Annotated in this window: 15 protein-coding genes; 9 read left to right on the top strand and 6 right to left on the bottom strand. The window is 70.7% G+C overall.

Annotation, left to right across the window (positions count from 1 at the left end):
- Positions 1 to 187: 187 nt before the first annotated feature.
- Entirely contained in the window at positions 188 to 1,009 is an 822-nt protein-coding gene (locus tag KCH87_RS36115; protein WP_210592081.1) for a TIGR02452 family protein, read from the top strand.
- On the opposite strand, the gene KCH87_RS36110 is transcribed toward KCH87_RS36115, so the two are convergent.
- From KCH87_RS36110 to KCH87_RS36095, 4 genes are all read right to left on the bottom strand, one after another.
- The gene (locus tag KCH87_RS36110) at positions 994 to 1,440 is read right to left on the bottom strand and encodes a type II toxin-antitoxin system PemK/MazF family toxin (protein WP_210592080.1); all 447 of its coding nucleotides are present in this window, start codon (positions 1,438 to 1,440) and stop codon (positions 994 to 996) included. The two genes, KCH87_RS36115 and KCH87_RS36110, sit on opposite strands and share 16 nt — an antisense overlap.
- A 43-nt stretch (positions 1,441 to 1,483) precedes the next feature.
- Positions 1,484 to 2,953, bottom strand: coding sequence for a flotillin family protein (locus tag KCH87_RS36105; protein WP_210592079.1), 1,470 nt, complete (start codon positions 2,951 to 2,953; stop codon positions 1,484 to 1,486).
- Between the two features lie 135 nt (positions 2,954 to 3,088).
- Positions 3,089 to 3,307 carry a hypothetical protein gene (locus KCH87_RS36100; protein WP_247197334.1) on the bottom strand — a complete coding sequence of 73 codons (219 nt, stop codon included), beginning with the start codon at positions 3,305 to 3,307 and terminating at the stop codon, positions 3,089 to 3,091.
- 49 nt (positions 3,308 to 3,356) lie between these two features.
- Positions 3,357 to 4,781 (bottom strand): amidase, encoded by a 1,425-nt coding sequence (locus tag KCH87_RS36095; protein WP_210592078.1) that lies wholly within the window; start codon positions 4,779 to 4,781, stop codon positions 3,357 to 3,359.
- Between the two features lie 293 nt (positions 4,782 to 5,074).
- Here KCH87_RS36095 and KCH87_RS36090 point away from each other — a divergent pair, with 293 nt between their 5' ends.
- Positions 5,075 to 6,415, top strand: a complete 1,341-nt coding sequence (locus KCH87_RS36090; RefSeq protein WP_210592178.1) for a glycoside hydrolase family 43 protein — start codon at positions 5,075 to 5,077, stop codon at positions 6,413 to 6,415.
- A gap of 67 nt (positions 6,416 to 6,482) precedes the next feature.
- On the opposite strand, the gene KCH87_RS36085 is transcribed toward KCH87_RS36090, so the two are convergent.
- On the bottom strand, positions 6,483 to 7,388 hold the full coding sequence (locus KCH87_RS36085) for a 2-hydroxy-3-oxopropionate reductase (RefSeq protein WP_210592077.1): 906 nt from the start codon (positions 7,386 to 7,388) through the stop codon (positions 6,483 to 6,485).
- Positions 7,389 to 7,623: 235 nt separating this feature from the next.
- Between KCH87_RS36085 and KCH87_RS36080 the strand changes: the two genes are divergently transcribed.
- The 7 genes from KCH87_RS36080 to KCH87_RS36050 all read left to right on the top strand — a co-directional run bounded on the left by KCH87_RS36080 (position 7,624) and on the right by KCH87_RS36050 (position 15,997).
- Positions 7,624 to 9,066: an aldehyde dehydrogenase family protein gene (locus KCH87_RS36080; protein WP_210592076.1), complete on the top strand. Its 1,443-nt coding sequence runs from the start codon at positions 7,624 to 7,626 to the stop codon at positions 9,064 to 9,066.
- 43 nt (positions 9,067 to 9,109) lie between these two features.
- Entirely contained in the window at positions 9,110 to 11,074 is a 1,965-nt protein-coding gene (iolD, locus tag KCH87_RS36075) for a 3D-(3,5/4)-trihydroxycyclohexane-1,2-dione acylhydrolase (decyclizing) (RefSeq protein WP_210592075.1), read from the top strand.
- Positions 11,071 to 11,841, top strand: coding sequence for an HpcH/HpaI aldolase/citrate lyase family protein (locus KCH87_RS36070; RefSeq protein WP_210592074.1), 771 nt, complete (start codon positions 11,071 to 11,073; stop codon positions 11,839 to 11,841). The genes iolD and KCH87_RS36070 overlap by 4 nt, the downstream gene beginning before the upstream one ends.
- A gap of 84 nt (positions 11,842 to 11,925) precedes the next feature.
- Positions 11,926 to 13,143, top strand: a complete 1,218-nt coding sequence (locus KCH87_RS36065; protein ID WP_210592073.1) for a Gfo/Idh/MocA family protein — start codon at positions 11,926 to 11,928, stop codon at positions 13,141 to 13,143.
- A 4-nt stretch (positions 13,144 to 13,147) separates the two neighbouring features.
- Positions 13,148 to 14,107 (top strand): NAD(P)-dependent oxidoreductase, encoded by a 960-nt coding sequence (locus KCH87_RS36060; protein WP_210592072.1) that lies wholly within the window; start codon positions 13,148 to 13,150, stop codon positions 14,105 to 14,107.
- Positions 14,104 to 14,991 (top strand): sugar phosphate isomerase/epimerase, encoded by an 888-nt coding sequence (locus KCH87_RS36055; protein WP_210592071.1) that lies wholly within the window; start codon positions 14,104 to 14,106, stop codon positions 14,989 to 14,991. Before KCH87_RS36060 ends, KCH87_RS36055 begins: the two co-directional genes overlap by 4 nt.
- 157 nt (positions 14,992 to 15,148) lie before the next feature.
- Positions 15,149 to 15,997 (top strand): sugar phosphate isomerase/epimerase, encoded by an 849-nt coding sequence (locus KCH87_RS36050; protein ID WP_210592070.1) that lies wholly within the window; start codon positions 15,149 to 15,151, stop codon positions 15,995 to 15,997.
- A 103-nt stretch (positions 15,998 to 16,100) separates the two neighbouring features.
- On the opposite strand, the gene KCH87_RS36045 is transcribed toward KCH87_RS36050, so the two are convergent.
- Positions 16,101 to 16,838: a GntR family transcriptional regulator gene (locus KCH87_RS36045; protein WP_374199080.1), complete on the bottom strand. Its 738-nt coding sequence runs from the start codon at positions 16,836 to 16,838 to the stop codon at positions 16,101 to 16,103.
- Positions 16,839 to 16,876: the final 38 nt, after the last annotated feature.

The raw sequence follows: 16,876 nt of genomic DNA, 5'->3' as shown, positions 1-16,876 counted from the left end.
CTCCGCACAAGGGTGCGTTCCGGCACGTTCGGGACCCGTAATCTCTGCGTCCCGAGCGCTTGGCCGAGCGTTTCCGGGGGCGGAAAACTCTGTTGCACCGCATGACCAGCATCGCTCACGATGCGTATATGAGCACGACGGGGGAGCACGCGGGGAGCGCGCTCATGACGCCTACGGGGGTGGCGTCATGAGCGCGCGCCTCCGTGGTGTCGCACGGGAGACGGAGCAGATCGTGGCGGCGGGCGCCTACCGCGCCTCGGACGGACGCGAGGTGTCCGTCGCGGCGGCGGTCGAGGCCGCGCGGGACGGCACACGCATGTATGGGCCGGACCCGGTGCCGGTGGCTCCGTCGACGCCGGTGGACACGTTCTTCGAGGTCACCGGCGAGAGCAGCCTGGAGGCGGCCCGTCGGCTCGGCTCCGGAACGGCCGTACTGAACTTCGCCTCGGCCCGCAACCCCGGCGGCGGCTTCCTGAACGGCGCGCAGGCCCAGGAGGAGGCCCTGTGCCGGGCCTCCGCGCTGTACACGTGCCTGGCCGGCGTCCGGGAGTTCTACGACCACCACCGCGCCCACCGCGACCCCTTCTACACGGACCGCGTCATCCACTCACCGGCCGTACCCGTCTTCCGCGACGACCGCGGCCACCTGCTGGACGAGCCGTACGCCGCCGGATTCCTGACGGCGGCGGCACCGAATGCGGGGGTAGTGCTCCGTACGACGCCGGAGCGCGCGCCTGAGCTGCCGCGAGCCCTGGCGGTGCGGGCCGAGCGGGTGCTGGAGACGGCCGCGGCGAACGGCTACCGGCGGCTGGTGCTGGGCGCCTGGGGCTGCGGGGTGTTCCGCAACGATCCGATGCAGGTGGCGGGCGCGTTCCGCACGCTGCTGGCGGAGGGCCGTTTCGCCGGGTGCTTCGAGCACGTGGTGTTCGGGGTGCTGGACCGCACTCCGGGAGCCGTGGTGCGAGCAGCGTTCGTACGGGCGTTCCCGGAGCGTCAGCTCCAGCCGTAGCGCAACCGCAGCCGGTGCACCACGAGGTTGAACCGCATCCGGTCGAGCGCGCACGCCTCCCGGCGCATGCCCTCCTCGTGCAGGCGGAGGATGCGGTCCACGTCCACCCAGGAGTCGCGGCCCGACCGGTCCCACGGCCCGCTGCCGATGGCGACCCACTCGCGGTCCCCGTCGTGCCGCTTGCTGGAGAGCTGCACGGCGAGGAAGGTCCCGGCGGCCTCCCGGGCGACGACGAGCACGGGGCGATCCTTGCCCCGCCCGTCATTCTCCTCGAAGGGGACCCAGGTCCAGACGATCTCCCCGGGGTCCGGATCGCCGTCGTGCGCGGGCGAGTATTCGGTGCGCACCTTGCCGACCGCGCGGGGGTCGGCCTCGGTGGTGGCGGTGGGGCCGTGGCGGCCCGGAACGTTCTCGTCGGCAAACGTGGTCACGGGGGCACCTTAGAGGCTGCCCCCGTGAGCTACGCGTGAAGGGTCACTTCTCGTCCATCGGCACCTTCTCGGCGAGCCCGTTGAGTGACGAGGTGTCCTGTGGCGTCTGCCCGTTCTGGTTCATCGACGCGAGGAGCTGGCGGGCCAGCCCCAGCCCTGTGCCGCCCATCGTGAGCGTCTTGGCGAGCATGTCGGCCATACCGTCGGCGCCGTTGAGCACCACCATGTTGTCGACACTGCCGAAGGCACTCGCGCCGGCCTTGACGATCTCCGGCCAGTTCTCGGCGAGTTGCTGGGCGACGACGGCCTCCTGGTTCTCCGCCAGGGCGGCGGCCCGCGCCTTGATGGCATCCGCCTCGGCGATGCCCTTCGCCCTGGTCGACTCGGCGAGTGCGAGGCCCTTGGCCTGGGCCGCGGCGGCCTCCGCCTCACCGGTGGCCTTGGTCGCCGTGGCGGCCGCGGCACCCCGCGCCCTGGTCGCCTCGGCCTCGGCGCCCGCGGCCGTCTTGACCCGGGTCGCCTCGGCGGCGGCAGCGAGCTCGGTCTCCTTCGCCTTGGCCTGCGCGGCAGAGATCCGCGCGTCGCGTTCCGCCTCCGCCATCGTGCGCTTCTCGTACGCCTGCGCGTCCGCCGGCTTACGGACGTCCGCCTGGAGCTGCTGCTCGCGGCGGTGCGCCTCCAGCTCGGCGACCCGCGTCTCCTGGACGACGACTTCCTGGCGAGACGCGGCATCGGCGAGCGGTCCAGCCTGACGCGCCTCGGCCGCCGCCTTGTCCCGCTCCGCCTGGTAGCCGGCCTGGAGGATCTCGCTGTCCCGGGTGGCCTCCGACATCCGGGCAGCGGCCTGCTGCTCGGCCTCGGTGGCACGCCGGTTCGCCTCGGCCTGCGCGATGCGCGCGTCCCGCTGGACCGCGGCGGCGTGCGGCATGGCGAGATTCTTGATGTACCCGGTCGGATCCTCGATCTCGTGGATCTGGAGCGAGTCGACGATCAGACCCAGCTTCTCCATCTCGGTGCCGCACGCGGCCCGGGTCTGCCCGGTCAGCTTCTCCCGGTCCCGGATCATGTCCTCGACCGTCAACCCGCCCACGATGGACCGCAGATGACCGGCGAACACGTTGTGCACCCGCTCCGACATCAGCTTCTGCTGGTCCAGGAAGCGGCGGCCCGCGTTGGCGATCGACACGAAGTCGTCGCCGACCTTGAAGATGACCACGCCGCGCACCTTGAGCGGAATGCCCTGGTGGGTCACGCAGTCAACGGACAGTTCGGTCTCGTTCAGGTCGAGGGAGAGCTTGCGCACCGCCTGCACACCGGGCAGCACCAGCGTGCCGCGCCCGGTGACGATGCGGAATCCCATGCCCTCCTCAAGGCCCTCGGTCCGGTGTTTGGAACCGGAGATGATCAGCGCTTCGTTCGGTTCCGCGACCCGCCACATCATCTTGAACAGACCGATCACAACGAGGACGGCAACGACCGCCACCCCCGCAACGACGCCGACAACCATCGGCACACGCCCCCTTTTGCATGGTGCCCTTCAGGCACCGAATGAAGGGGAGTGTGCGCCTGTCCGGGGCCGGGGTGAAGACACTGACGGATCCTTGTCACAACCTTGACGCTTACGGCTCTCACCTGGCCCGGTGCGGGCTCAGCTGTCGTACGCCGCCTGCACGTAGACGGTCCTCGGCGGCAGGTACTCCACGACCATCACCACCGTGCCCCGCTCGATGCGGTCCGTCGCAGAGGCGGGGTACGCGAGAAAGTGCTCGGCGCCCCCGCGCACGCGGACGATCACCTCGCCGACGAGCCCGGGCCCGATCGTCCCGGTGACCCGCCCCATGAGCCCGACCATCGACGCATCGTCCATGGTCACAGCGTACGGGCTGCATGGTCACAGCGTGATGGGCCGAACGCCCTTACGCCGCCGGGGAATCAGCGGTGGCCTGCTGCGGCGGCCACCGCTCGTGCCAGCGCAGGTCCGCCTCCAGTTGGGCCGCGAGGGACACCAGCAGGGGCTCGCTGTTCGCCGGGCCGAGCAGCTGGGCGCCGACCGGCAGGCCGCCGGTGGCGAATCCCGCGGGGACGTTGACGCCGGGCCAGCCCAGCACGTTCCACGGCCAGGCGTACGGACAGGCGGCGATCATCGCACGGTCCGTGGCCAGGCCGCCGAGGTTCAGCATCGCGCCGATGCGCGGCGCGGGAGCGGCTGTCGTGGGCGCGAGGATCACGTCGTACGACTCGAAGAACACGCCGATACGGCGGTGCAGGACCGCCTCGGCACGCCGGGCCGCACGCAGCGGAGGGCCGCCGAGGAGCCTGCCGAGCCGGGCGGCGTCCCGGGTGCGCCGGTCGAGGAGGTCGGGGAAGGGCACGTCGCGGACGCGCTCGGCGATTCCGGCGGTCGCGCGGGGGATGAAGGTCAGGCCGATCTGGCCGTACGGGGGGTCGGCCTCCTCGACGGTGTGCCCCAACCGGCTGAGTTTCTCGGCGAGTTCGACGACCCGGGCCCGCACCTCCGGAAGGAGCCGTGCGGGCAGGGCGGTGAACGGGGGCTTGAGGGAGAGCGCGATGCGCAGCCGTCCGGGGTCGCGGCCCACCGCCTCGGACATGCTCAGCGCGGGCGGCCGGTGCGGGTCCTGCGCGTGGTTGCCGCTCGCCGCGTCGAGGAGCAGGGCGGCGTCGGCGACCGTGCGGGCGAGGGTGCCGTTGACGGTGATCCCCTGGAACGACTCGCCGCGCGGCCAGGTGGAGATGCGCCCGCGCTGCGGCTTGACCCCGATCAGATGGGTCCAGGACGCCGGAATCCGCACCGAACCGGCGCCGTCCGAACCGAGTGCGGCCGGCACCAGACCCGCCGCGACCGCGGCCGCCGAACCGCCGGACGAGCCGCCCGGGGTGTGCTCCGGATGCCACGGATTACGGGTCGCGCCGAAGGACGGTCCCTCCGTGAACGGCCACTGGCCGAGCTCGCAGGTGTTGGTCTTGCCGACGATCACGGCTCCGGCCGCACGCAGCCGCCGTACCGCCTCTCCGTCCTCGGCGACGGGCGGGAACTCACCCGGACAGCCGAAGGCCGTCGGCTCCCCGGCCACGTCCATGTCGTCCTTGACGGCCACCGGCACCCCGAGCAGCGGCCGGCGCACACCGGACGCCAGCTCCTTGTCGGCGGCCTCCGCCTCGGCGAGCGCGGCCTCGGCCCGTACGATCCGAAAGGCGTTCAGGGACCCTTGGCTCGCCTCGATCCGTGCCAGCGCCTCGGTCACCATGGCCCGGGACGTCAGCTCCCCGTCGGCCAGCGCACGGGCGGACTCCGCGAGGCCTGCGGCGCGGTCGAGCGTCATACGGGACACCTCCGGAAGGACGTTGTCTACCGAACGGTAACGTCCGCGGGGCGGTGACGGAACGTCCCTGGCGGAGAGTCACTTCCCGGGATTTCACACCGGGCTCACCGGGTCGTGCCCAAAGCATTGACGGCTCTGCACCTCACCCCTACCTTCTGACCGACTTGCCGAACCATGTTCGGTATTTCGTACACCCGTGTTGTCGGGCCAGTGTCTGGCCAGTGTCTTAGGGAGAGCCGCCCGTGACCACCACACGTCCCCCCACGCCGTCCCGCCGCACCCTCCTGCGCGCGATGGCCGCCCTGCCCGCCTCGGCGCTCGTACTGGGCGAAGTACCCGGCCTGCTCGGCACGGCCGTCGCCGCCGCACCGCCGAGCGGCTCGGCGACCCGCTACACGATCGTGCCGTTCCTCAACAGCAACGACGGCACGGTGAACGTCTATCAGTCGGACGACGCCACGGATTTCCGCCTCGCGAAGGCGTCCGCCTACACCCCGCCGAGCAATCGCGTCCGCGACGCGAGCATCTTCAGACACAGCAACGGCTACTACTACGTCACCTACACCACGCACACCTGGCAGGACACCAGCACCACCATCGGCTTCGCCCGCAGCTCCGACCGCGTCAACTGGACCTTCCTGTACGACTACACGGTCCCGATCGCCGGCCTGTCCCGCGCCTGGGCGCCGGAGTGGTTCGTCGACAGCGACGGCAGTGTGAACGTGATCGTGTCCTGCTCGACGACCAACGACGAGTGGATCTTCACGCCGTATCTGCTGAAGGCGACCAACTCGGCGCTGACGGCGTGGAGTTCACCGGTGGCCCTGGCGGGTATCGGCGCCAACCACATCGACACGTTCCTCGTGAGGATCGGCTCGACGTACCACGCCTTCACGAAGAACGAGACGACGAAGTACATCGAGTACGGCACGGCATCGAGCCTCACCGGCCCCTACACCATCAGCCGGACCGGCAACTGGGCCGGCTGGGGCGGTACCCGCGAGGGCCCGGCGCTGGTGCAGCTCGACAACGGCGGCTGGCGCGTCTTCTTCGACGGCTACGGCGACGGCACGTACTACTACAGCGACAGCTACGACACCTTCGCCACCTGGACCGCCCCGGCCGCGCTGCCCGCCGTCTCCGGTACGGCACGCCACTTCACGGTGATCAAGGAGACGGTCTCCGGCGGCCCGACCCTGGCCAAGGGCATCACCCGCTCCTTCCAGTCGGCCAACTACCCCACCCGCTACTGGCAGACGCAGTCCTCCCTGCTCAACCTCCCCGCGGTGAGCGGCTCCAGCACGACGGCTGAGAAGCAGGCGGCAACCTTCTCGGTGGTCGCGGGCCTGGCCGACGCGAACGGCTACTCCTTCCGCGACACGTCCGGCAACTACCTTCGCCACTACGACTTCCGCGCCCGCTTCGACGCGGGCGACGGCACGACGACCTTCGCCAGGGACGCCACCTTCATCGCACGCACGGGCACGAGCAGCGGTTCGCTGCGCTTCGAGTCCTACAACTACCCCGGCTACCACCTGCGCCACTACAACTACCAGTTGCGCGTGGACCGCTCGGACGGAACGGATGTCTTCCGGCGGGACAGCTCTTTCGTGCCGGTGACGGCCTGGGCCTGAGCTGCACGCGGGTGCCGCTCGGACGAGGCGGCCCACTGCTCTCGTCGGGAGTGGTCGGTCCAACAGCTCAGTCCACGGCTCGCCCCGAGAGCCGTTCCACGCCGCGCAGCAGGGCGGAGTGATCCAGCGTGCCGTCGCCGTTGGCGCGGGCCGAGGCCATCAGCTGGGCGGTGAGGGAGCCGAGGGGGAGGACGGCGCCGACGGAGCGGGCGGCGTCGGTGAGGATGCCCATGTCCTTGTGGTGCAGGTCGATACGGAAGCCGGGCTTGAAGTCCCGGTTCAGCATGGCGTCCTTCTTCCGGGCCAGGACGGTGGAGCCGGCCAGGCCGCCGCCGAGGACCTCCAGCGCGGAGGGGAGGTCGGCGCCCGCCTTCTCCAGGAAGACGACCGCCTCTGCCAGGGCCTGGATGTTGGCCGCGACGATGAGCTGGTTGGCGGCTTTGACGGTCTGGCCCGCGCCGTGCGGGCCTACGTGGACGACGGTCGTCCCGAGGGCACGGAAGAGCGGGTCGGCGTCGGCGAAGTCGTCGGCGTCGCCTCCGACCATGATCGACAGCACGGCATCGATGGCGCCGGCCTCGCCACCGGACACGGGAGCGTCCACGACGCGGACGTCCTTGTCCCGGCCCGCCTCGGCGACGGCGACGGCCGTCTGCGGACTGACGCTGCTCATGTCGATGAGGAGGGTGCCGGGACGGGTGTGCGCCAGGACGCCGTCCGGACCGAGCACGACCTCGGCGACCTGCGGATCCGCGGGGAGCATCGTGATGACCACATCCGCGTCGGTGACGGCGGCCGCGACGCTGTACGCCCCCTGGCCTCCCGCCCGGACGAGGCGGTCCACCGCCGGACGGCTCCGGTTGTATCCGATCACGGTGTGCCCGGCCCGGACGAGGTTGGCGGCCATGGGAGAGCCCATGATGCCGAGGCCGATGAAGCCGATGGTGCGGGACTGGACGGCTGATGTGGCCATGTGGTCTGCGCTTCCTTGGAGGGGTTGTCACGACAGCGTGCCTGATCCTTCCCGGGCGAGCGCACAGGCGTCAGAGGTGATGCAAAAAAGATGTATTCAATGACGCGATAATGATGGTTTCCGCCCCTTCAGTAATGCCCTGCGACCCACTTACCGTTGCGCCCATGTAAACGGCTTGGCCGTTGGCTGATCAGCACTTCGGGCCAGCCTTGACGGTTTCTGGAGGGAGATGGCAATGGCGCCTTTGGAACTACTCATCGGAAGCCGATGGCAAGCGTCCGCAGGGTCGGGACAGACCTGGGACGTCACGTCGCCCTTCGACGGCAAGACCGTCGGCACCGTGGCGGTGGCAGGCCCCGAGGATGTCGAGGTGGCCCTGGCGGCGGCGGAACGGGGTGCCGCCGTGTGGCGGCGTACACCCGCTCACGAGCGCATGACGATCCTGCTGCGTGCGGCGGAGCTCGCCGACCAGCGAGCGGCCGAGATCGCGCAGACCATCAGCTCGGAGTCGGGCAAGACCATCACCGAGGCCACCGGTGAGGCGTCACGATCCGGGGACCTGATCCGTCTCGCGGCCTTCGAGGGCACCCAGCTCTACGGCGAGACTCTGCCGTTGGACGCCAACCGCGGCACCGGGCAGGACAAGGTGGGCTTCACGCTGCGCCAGCCCTGCGGTGTCGTGGTGGCCATCACGCCGTTCAACTACCCCGCGCTGCTCGTGCTGCACAAGCTGGCTCCCGCGCTCGCGGCGGGCAACGCGGTCGTCCTCAAGCCGGCCACCTCGACCCCGCTGACCGCGCTGGCGCTCGCCGAGTGCTTCGTGGACGCCGGGCTGCCCGAGGGCGTGCTCTCGGTGCTCGTCGGCTCCGGCGGGGTGCTGGGGGACGCCCTCGTGACCGACCCCCGGGTACGGAAGATCTCCTTCACCGGTTCCACGGCGACCGGCGAGCACATCGCGCGGGTCGCCGGGGTGAAGAAGCTCTCCCTCGAACTGGGCGCCTCCTGCCCGGTCGTCGTCCTGCCCGACGCCGATCTCGAACTGGCCGCGAGCGCCGTCGCGTTGGGCGGCTACGTCAACGCCGGACAGGTGTGCATCTCCGTCCAGCGAGTGATCACCCATCCCAAGGTCACCGCCGACTTCCTCGACGCCCTCGTCCCCAAGGTCAAGGCCATCAGGACCGGCGACCCGTCGTCCCCCGACACGACCATGGGCGCGCTGATCACGACCGCCGAGGCGGAACGGGTGGAGCGGGCCATCGCGCAGGCCGGGACGGACGGCGCACGCGTCCTGATCGGCGGCCAGCGCGACGGCGCCGTGGTGCAGCCTGCCGTGGTCGCCGACGTGGACCCCGAATCGTCGTTCAGCCAGGACGAGTTGTTCGGTCCGGCGATCGCCGTCAGCTCGGCCGCCGACTGGGAGTCCGCCATCGCCCAGGCCAACGGCACCGCCTACGGCCTCGGCGCCGGCATCTTCACCTCCGACGTCGCCGGCGCGGTCCGCGCCATCCGGGAGATCGACGCCGGTTCCGTCCACATCAACTGGACGCCCCTGTGGCGTGCCGACCTCATGCCGTACGGCGGCCTCAAGGGCAGCGGCTACGGCAAGGAAGGCCCCCGCGCCGCGGTCAGCGAGATGACCGAGGTCAAGACCATCGTCCTGCACGGCCGCCCCTGGTGACCCGGCCGCGTCCCCGTACACATCCCCGATCAGGAGCCGACTCATGACCGACCGGACGCAACAGGGCACGGTGCGCCTCACCGTTGCCCAGGCCGTCGTCACCTATCTCTCCCGCCAGTATTCCGTGGCCGACGGTCACCGCCGCCGCCTAGTACCGGCAGCGCTGGGCATCTTCGGCCACGGCAACGTGGCCGGGCTCGGCCAGGCCCTCGACCAGCTCAGCGATCAACTCCCGTTCGTCCAGGGCCGCAACGAGCAGGCGCTGGTCCACATCGCGACGGCTTACGCCAAGGCATCGCGCAGGCACGCCACCCTGGCGGTCACCGCCTCCATCGGCCCGGGCGCGCTCAACATGGTGACCGGCGCGGGCCTCGCCACCGTGAACCGGCTGCCTGTGCTGCTGCTGCCGGGCGACACCTACGCGACCCGTCACCAGGGGCCCGTACTCCAGCAGTTGCAGCACCCGATCGAGGCCGACGCCTCGGTCAACGACGCCTTCCGCCCGGTCTCCCGCTTCTTCGACCGCATCACCCGGCCCGAGCAGCTCCTCACCGCGCTGCCCGCGGCGATGCGGGCCCTCACCGATGTCGACACCGGCGCGGTCGTGGTCTCCCTCCCGCAGGACATCCAGTCCCACGCGTACGACTATCCGGCGGAGTTCTTCGCCGAGCGCGACTGGCCGATACGTCGTCCGGCGCCGGACGCCGACGAGGTCGCGGTGGTCGCACGGATGCTCGCCGAGGCGGAGAAGCCGCTGATCATCGCCGGTGGCGGGGTGGTGTACTCCGGCGCCACCGAGGAGTTGGAGGCGCTGGCCGAGGCGGCGGGCACTCCCGTCGCGGAGACGTTCGCCGGCAAGGGCGCCGTCCAGCGCCGCGCCTGGTGGCAGCTCGGCGGCATCGGCCTGGAGGGCACTCCGGCGGTCAACGTCCTTGCCCGGGAAGCCGACTTCGTGCTCACGGTGGGCTCGCGTCTGACGGACTTCGCCACCGCCTCGCACTCCATCTTCGAGAACCCGGACGTGCGCTTCGCCAGCATCAACGTCAACGTGCACGACGCGGGCCGCCTGGGCGCGACCGGCATCGTGGCCGACGCCAAGCGCGCCCTCGCCGCCCTGACGGACGCCGTACGGGCGAACGGCACCACCACCACTGCCAGTTGGCAGGAGAAGGTGCGCGCCCTGGACGAGCAGTGGCGGGACCAACGTGCCGCCGCGCTCGACCCGGCCATCCCCTTCGACTTCGCGTCGCTGCCCGAGGACTCCGACGTCGTACGCGACACCGGAGCGGCCCTCACCCAGGGCCAGTTGATCGGCCTGCTCCAGGAGCACATGCGGTCGGGCGACACGATCATCGCCGCCGCCGGCGGTCCGCCCGGTGACCTTCAGAAGGTGTGGGACGCCACCGAAGGCCGTTTCGCCCACCTGGAGTTCGGCTTCTCCTGCATGGGCTACGAACTGCCCGCCGCGATCGGCGTCCGCTTCGCCGAGCCGGACCCGTCGAAGCGGGTGCTGTCCCTGCTGGGCGACGGAACCTTCCTCATGGCGCCGACCGAGCTGGTCACGGCCGCCCAGGAGAGGCTCCCGGTCACGATCGTGATCCCCGAGAACCACGGCTACCAGGTCATCCACCGACTCCAAATGGGCCGTAGCGGACGGGAGTTCGGCAACGAGTTCCGCTACCGCGACGGCAGCCTGGAGATCGGCTCGGGCAAGCCCGCCCGCCTGGAGGGCGACTATCTCCAGGTCGACCTCGTCAAGACCGCGGAGGGCCTCGGCGCCCGCGCCATGCGCGCCACGACCGCCGACGAGGTGCGTGCCGCGCTGGCCGAGACCCGCGACCACAACGGCCCGGTCGTCCTGGTCGTCCCCGTGATCCCGCACGCCGACCTTCCCGGCGCCGGTGTGTGGTGGGACGTGGCCCCGGCCGAGGTCTCCGAGCAGGAAGCCGTCGCGCAGTTGCGCGGCGAGTACGAAGACGGTCTCGCGTCCCAGAGGTGGTACGGATGAATCGCTCTCCCTTGGATCACGGCCGCCTGCGCGCCCGGCTCGGCGCCGGCGAGGCCACCCTGGGCACCTTCGTCGGCCTCGCCTCCCCGGTCTCGGCCGAGGTGTGCGCCGCCAGCGGAGCCGACTGGGTGCTGCTCGACCTCGAACACGGCGCCGGAGGCGAGGAGCAGGTCCGTACGACCGTCCCCGCCGCGGCGGCCTACGGGGTGCCGACCGTCGTACGTGTCGAGTCCGTGGCCCGGATCCGCATCGGCCGCGTCCTCGACCTCGGCGTCGCCGGAGTCATGCTGCCGCGCCTCGACACGGCGGCCGAAGTCCAGGAAGCCGTACGGCACTTGAGGTACCCGCCTGCGGGGGATCGAGGCGTGGCCACCTACAACCGGGCCTGCCGTTTCGGACTCGACGCCGAAGCCCTGGACCGTGAGGGGGAGATCCTCGGCGTGATCCAGATCGAGTCGGCGAGCGCGCTGAACGAGGTCGAGGCCATCGCGGCCCTCGACGGCGTCGACGTGCTGTTCGTCGGCCCCCGCGACCTCAGCCATGACCTCGGCGTGCCGGGCGAGTTCGGTGCCCCGGTCTACCGGGATGCGCTGGAGCGCGTCCGCAAGGCCGCCGCCGACCACGGCAAGGCGTGCGGGCTCCTCGTCCCCGACGGCGCGGCCGCGGCCGCCAAGCGAGCCGAGGGCTGGGCGTTCATCGGTATCGGTTCCGACTCGACGCTGCTCGCCGCGGCGTTGTCCGAGGCCTTGTCCGTTGCGCGGGCCTGAGCGTTTTCGTCTGCGGCGCCGTCGTGGCTGGTCGCGCAGTTCCCCGCGCCCCTACGGGGCGCTCGGCATCCCCAGGAGACATCAATGACCCCCAACACCCCGGGCGCCGCCCGCGAGATAGGCGTCGGACTGATCAGCGTCGGCTGGATGGGCAAGTTGCACAGCCGCGCCTACCAGGCGCTGCCGTCCGTCTACCCCGAACTCGGCATCAAGCCCCGCCTGGTGCACGCCGCCGACACGGCCGAGGACCGCGCGGCCTACGCCCGTGACGTACTCGGCTACGAGAAGGCCGGCACCGACTACCACGCAGTCCTCGACGACCCGGACGTCGACGTCGTCTCGATCTGCGCGCCCAACCTCCTCCACCACGAGATCGGCATCGCCGCCGCCAAGGCCGGCAAGCCGTTCTGGATCGAGAAGCCCGTCGGGCGCGGTGCCGAGGAGACCGCCGAGGTCGCCGCCGCGGCCCGCGCCGCCGGGGTCGTCACCTCCATCGGCTACAACTACCGCCACGCCCCCGCCGTGGAGCGGGCCCGCGAGCTGATCGCCGAGGGACGACTCGGCCGTATCACCAACGTCCGTGCCACCTTCTTCTCCGGCTACGCCTCCGAGCCCAAGGGCGCTCTGTCCTGGCGCTTCAAGCGGGACCTGGCCGGTCACGGCGCGCTCGGCGACCTGCTGAGCCACGTCGTGGACCTGGTCAGCTACGTCGTCGCCCCGATCGACGAGGTATCCGCCCTCACCAGCACCGTCTACACCGAGCGCCCGATCCTCCCCATGGGCTCGGGCACGCACTTCGCGGTGATCGAGGACGGCGAGATGGCGGCCGTGGAGAACGACGACTACAGCGCCGCCCTCGTCCGCTTCAGCGGCGGAGCCGTCGGCACCCTGGAGGCGTCCCGCATCATCGTCGGCCCGCAGTGCGGCATCGGCTTCGAGATCTACGGCACCGACGGCTCGGTCACCTGGAACTTCGAGCGCATGAACGAGCTGCGCGTCGCCCTCGACCGCAGCGGCCCCCACCAGGGCTACACCACCGTGCTCGGCAACGGCCACATGGGCGACTACGCCAGTTTCCAGCCCGGCCCCGGCAACAGCATGGGCTACGACGACCTCAAGGTGATCGAGGCCAAGAAGTTCCTGGCCGCCGTGGCCGGCATCGAGCACCACAACTCCACGATCGATGACGCGCACGCCGTCGCCGAGGTCATCGCGGCGGCCGCCGCCTCCGCGGAGAGCGGCTCCTGGCAGTCGGTGCTCGAGGTACCCGGGGCCAACTTCGGTCATCCGGTGCGGAGTTGATCGTATGACCAAGGATGTCACCGAGCATGTCGTAGTGGCCCTCGGTCCCGTCGACGCCGACACCGTGGGTCCCGTTCTCGGCGAGCGGGTCACGTTCGTCACCGACCCCACCCCCGCGGACCTCGCGGTCGCCGAAGGCGCCATCGTCCGCGCCGACCGGCACATCGACGAGGACTTCCTCCAGCGGACCCCACGGCTGCGGGTCATCGCCCGCACCGGCGTCGGTGTCGACCTGGTCGACGTGACGGCGGCCTCCGCCCGCGGGATCGCCGTGGTGATCACCCCGGGCAGCGGCAGCCGGGCTGTGGCCGAGGGCGTCTTCGCCATGGCCCTGCACCTGACCAAGCGGCTGAAACCGCTGACCGAGCTGGTACGGGACGGCCGCTGGGCCGAGCGGAACGCCGTACCGGTAGGTGACCTGGACGGCGCCACCCTGGGGATCGTCGGCTACGGACGCATCGGCCGCCGGGTGGGCGAACTCGCCGCCGTCTTCGGGATGCGGACGCTCGCCTATGACCCGTTCAGCCCGCCACCCGCCGAGTTCGCCTGCACCGACCTCGGTGAACTGGCCGAGTCGAGCGACGTGCTCACGCTGCACGCGCCGCTCGTCGAGGAGACCCGGCACCTCGTGGACGAGCGGCTGCTGTCCCGCGTCAAGCAGGGAGCAATTCTGATCAACTGCGGCCGCGGTGGTCTGCTCGACGCGGACGCAGCCCTGGCCGCCCTGGAGTCGGGCCGGCTGTCGGGGGTAGGACTGGACGTGTTCGATCCCGAGCCGGCCCTCTACCACCCGCTGTTCGACCACCCCGATGTCGTCATGACCCCGCACCTGATGGGCATGACGCGCCGGGCGATGACCCTGACCTTCGTCGACGCCGCCCGCGGTGTCGCGGACGTCCTCGCGGGCCGCCCGCCGGCCGCGGTCGCCAACCCCGACTGGAACCACCGAAAGGTCACGGCATGACCACCTCACCCCTGAACAGGATCGCCGGCGCGCCCATCTCCTGGGGCGTGTGCGAAGTCCCCGGCTGGGGCTACCAGTTGACGCCCGAGCGGGTGCTGAACGAGATGCGCGAAGTCGGCCTGGCCGCCACCGAGATCGGCCCCGAGGGCTTCCTGCCCGGCGAGCCGGACGCCATGGCCCGCACCCTCGCCGACCACGACCTCCACGCGGTCGGCGGCTTCACCCCGCTGCTGCTGCACGTGCCCGGACACGACCCGCTGCCCGAGACCGAACAGCTCCTGGAAAGCTACGCCGCCTCGAACGCGGAGGTTCTCGTCCTGTCGGCCATCACCGGCCAGGACGGCTACGACTCCCGCCCCGAGCTCGACGTCGACGGCTGGAAGCTGCTGCTGTCCAACCTCGACCGGCTCTCCTCGCTGGCCGCCGAGCGCGGCGTACGCGCCGTGCTGCACCCGCACGTCGGCACGATGATCGAGAACGGCGACGAGGTCCGACGCGTCCTGGAGCACTCGGCGATCTCGCTCTGCCTCGACACCGGGCACCTGCTCATCGGCGGCACCGACCCCGCCGAGCTCACCCGCCAGGCGCCCGAGCGCATCGCCCACACCCACATGAAGGACGTGGACGCCTCCCTCGCCGCCAAGGTCCAGTCCGGAAAGTTCAGCTACACCGAGGCCGTGCGCAAGGGCATGTACCGCCCGCTGGGCGCGGGAGACGTGGATGTCCAGGCCATCGTCACCCACCTCAGCGCACGCGGCTACGACGGCTGGTACGTCCTGGAACAGGACACCATCCTGACCGAGGAGCCCACGGCAAAGGGACCGGTCGAGGATGTGTGGGCCAGCGCCGAGCATCTGCGCTCGGTGCTGCGCGGTGTCGCTTAGTCGTATACGGGCCTGATGTGTTTTTGATGGCTTCTGAGGGATTGACCGGCATGCGCGGGGCATCCAAGAATGCCGAGGCGACGTGCGCCTATTCTTGTATTTGTCATTCGTTGCGTGCCGGCGTCTTTTCCGAACATGAGGAATCCAGGAAACAGAAATGACCGCTGACGAATTTCTGGCCACGTGTTGGACCACCGCGGGCGACACCGCTCCCGATGAGGAAGACCTGCGCAGTCCGCTGAACCTGAGAGAACGGGTGGAAGCGGCGCGCGACGCCGGATTCACGGCCTTCGGGCTGCTGTACTGGGACTTGGTGGAGGCCGAGCGCGAGTACGGGCTCGGCGGCATCCGGTCTCTCTTCGCGGACAACGGAATCAACCACATCGAGTTGGAGCTGCTGACCGACTGGTGGGCCGACGGACCCCGGCGGGCCGCGTCGGACACCGTCCGTGCCGGAATGCTGCGGGCCATCGAGGCACTGGGCGCACGCACCTTCAAGATCGGCCCCGACGTGGCGGACGAGCCCTGGGACCTGGATGTCTGGGCCAAGGAGTTCGCCACGCTGGCGGCGCAGGCCGACGGGGTGGGCGCCCGGCTCGGGGTCGAGCCCCTGCCCTGGTCCAACCTCAAGACCGTGCACGACGGGCTCCGGCTCGTCGAGACCGCCGGTCACCCGGCGGGCGGCCTCATCATCGACGTCTGGCACACCGAGCGCGCCCACACCCCGCCTGCCGACCTGGCGGACGTACCCGGGTCGCGGATCGTGGGTGTGGAGCTCAACGACGCCGACAGCCAGGTCATCGGCACTCTTTTCGAGGACACCGTCCATCGCCGTCGGCTGTGCGGAGAGGGCTCTTTCGACCTTCCGGAGATCATCGCCGCGCTCCGTACGGCCGGCTTTCGCGGCCCCTGGGGTGTGGAGATCCTCTCCGACGCGCACCGTGCGCTGCCGGTGCGGGAGGCCGCCGCAGCGGCGTACCGGACTGCCGCGGCGGTGGTGGAGTAGACGCCGGTGAAGTAGATGCCACAGGGGTGGTGGGGACGAAACCACGGTCGTCCCCGCCACCCCTGTCTCCATCCGTCGGCGCGGATCGACGGAACAAGGCCCCCTACTGCCGCATGAGCAGCCGGAACTCGAACACGTAGCGCGCGGCGTTGTAGAGATGCGTGCCGTACTCCACGGCTTCCCCAGCGGCGTTGTACGTCGTGCGCCGCAGACTGAGCAGGGGCGCGCCCTCGGGTTCCCCGAGGTGGTCGCCCTCCTCAGCGGTGGCCGAATGGGCGCCGATCGCCTGATGCGCGCTGTGCAGCCTGATGTGGGCCGCGTCCAGCAGCCGGTACAGCCCCGTGGCCTCCAGCAGCTGTGTGTCGAGATCGAGCAGCAGGTCGGTCGGCAAGTGGTTGCGCAGGACGGCCACGGCGAGTCCGTTCGCGTACCGGATCCGCTCCAATCGGACCACGCTGTCGCCCTGTCTGATACCCAGAGCTGCCGCGACCTCGGCGGACGCGGGCACGACATCGTTGTGCACCACCCGTGTGCTCGGTGCCTGCCCGGCCTCCTCCAGGTCGTCGTAGAGGCTGGTGAGTTCCAGAGGGCGCTTGACCGTGCTGTGCACGACCTGGGTGCCGACGCCCCGACGCCGTACCAACAGTCCCTTCTCGACCAGGGACTTGATGCCCTGCCGGACGGTCGGCCGTGACAGACCGAGCCGTTCGGCAAGTTCGACCTCGTTGCCGAGCAGGGCGCCCGGAAGGAGCAGGCCGTGCTCGATGGCCTGCTCCAACTGCTGGGCGAACTGGTGGTACAGCGGTACCGGGCTCATGCGGTCGATGGCGATGTCGAGCACAGTCGTAGCGTCGGCCGTCTTCCGGCGCCCGGCCCTCA

The sequence above is a fragment of the Streptomyces sp. GESEQ-35 genome (genome assembly GCF_017948485.1).
Taxonomy (GTDB): domain Bacteria; phylum Actinomycetota; class Actinomycetes; order Streptomycetales; family Streptomycetaceae; genus Streptomyces.
The sequence above is the reverse complement of the archived record's forward strand: the minus strand, read 5'-3'. Positions and strand labels throughout refer to the sequence as shown.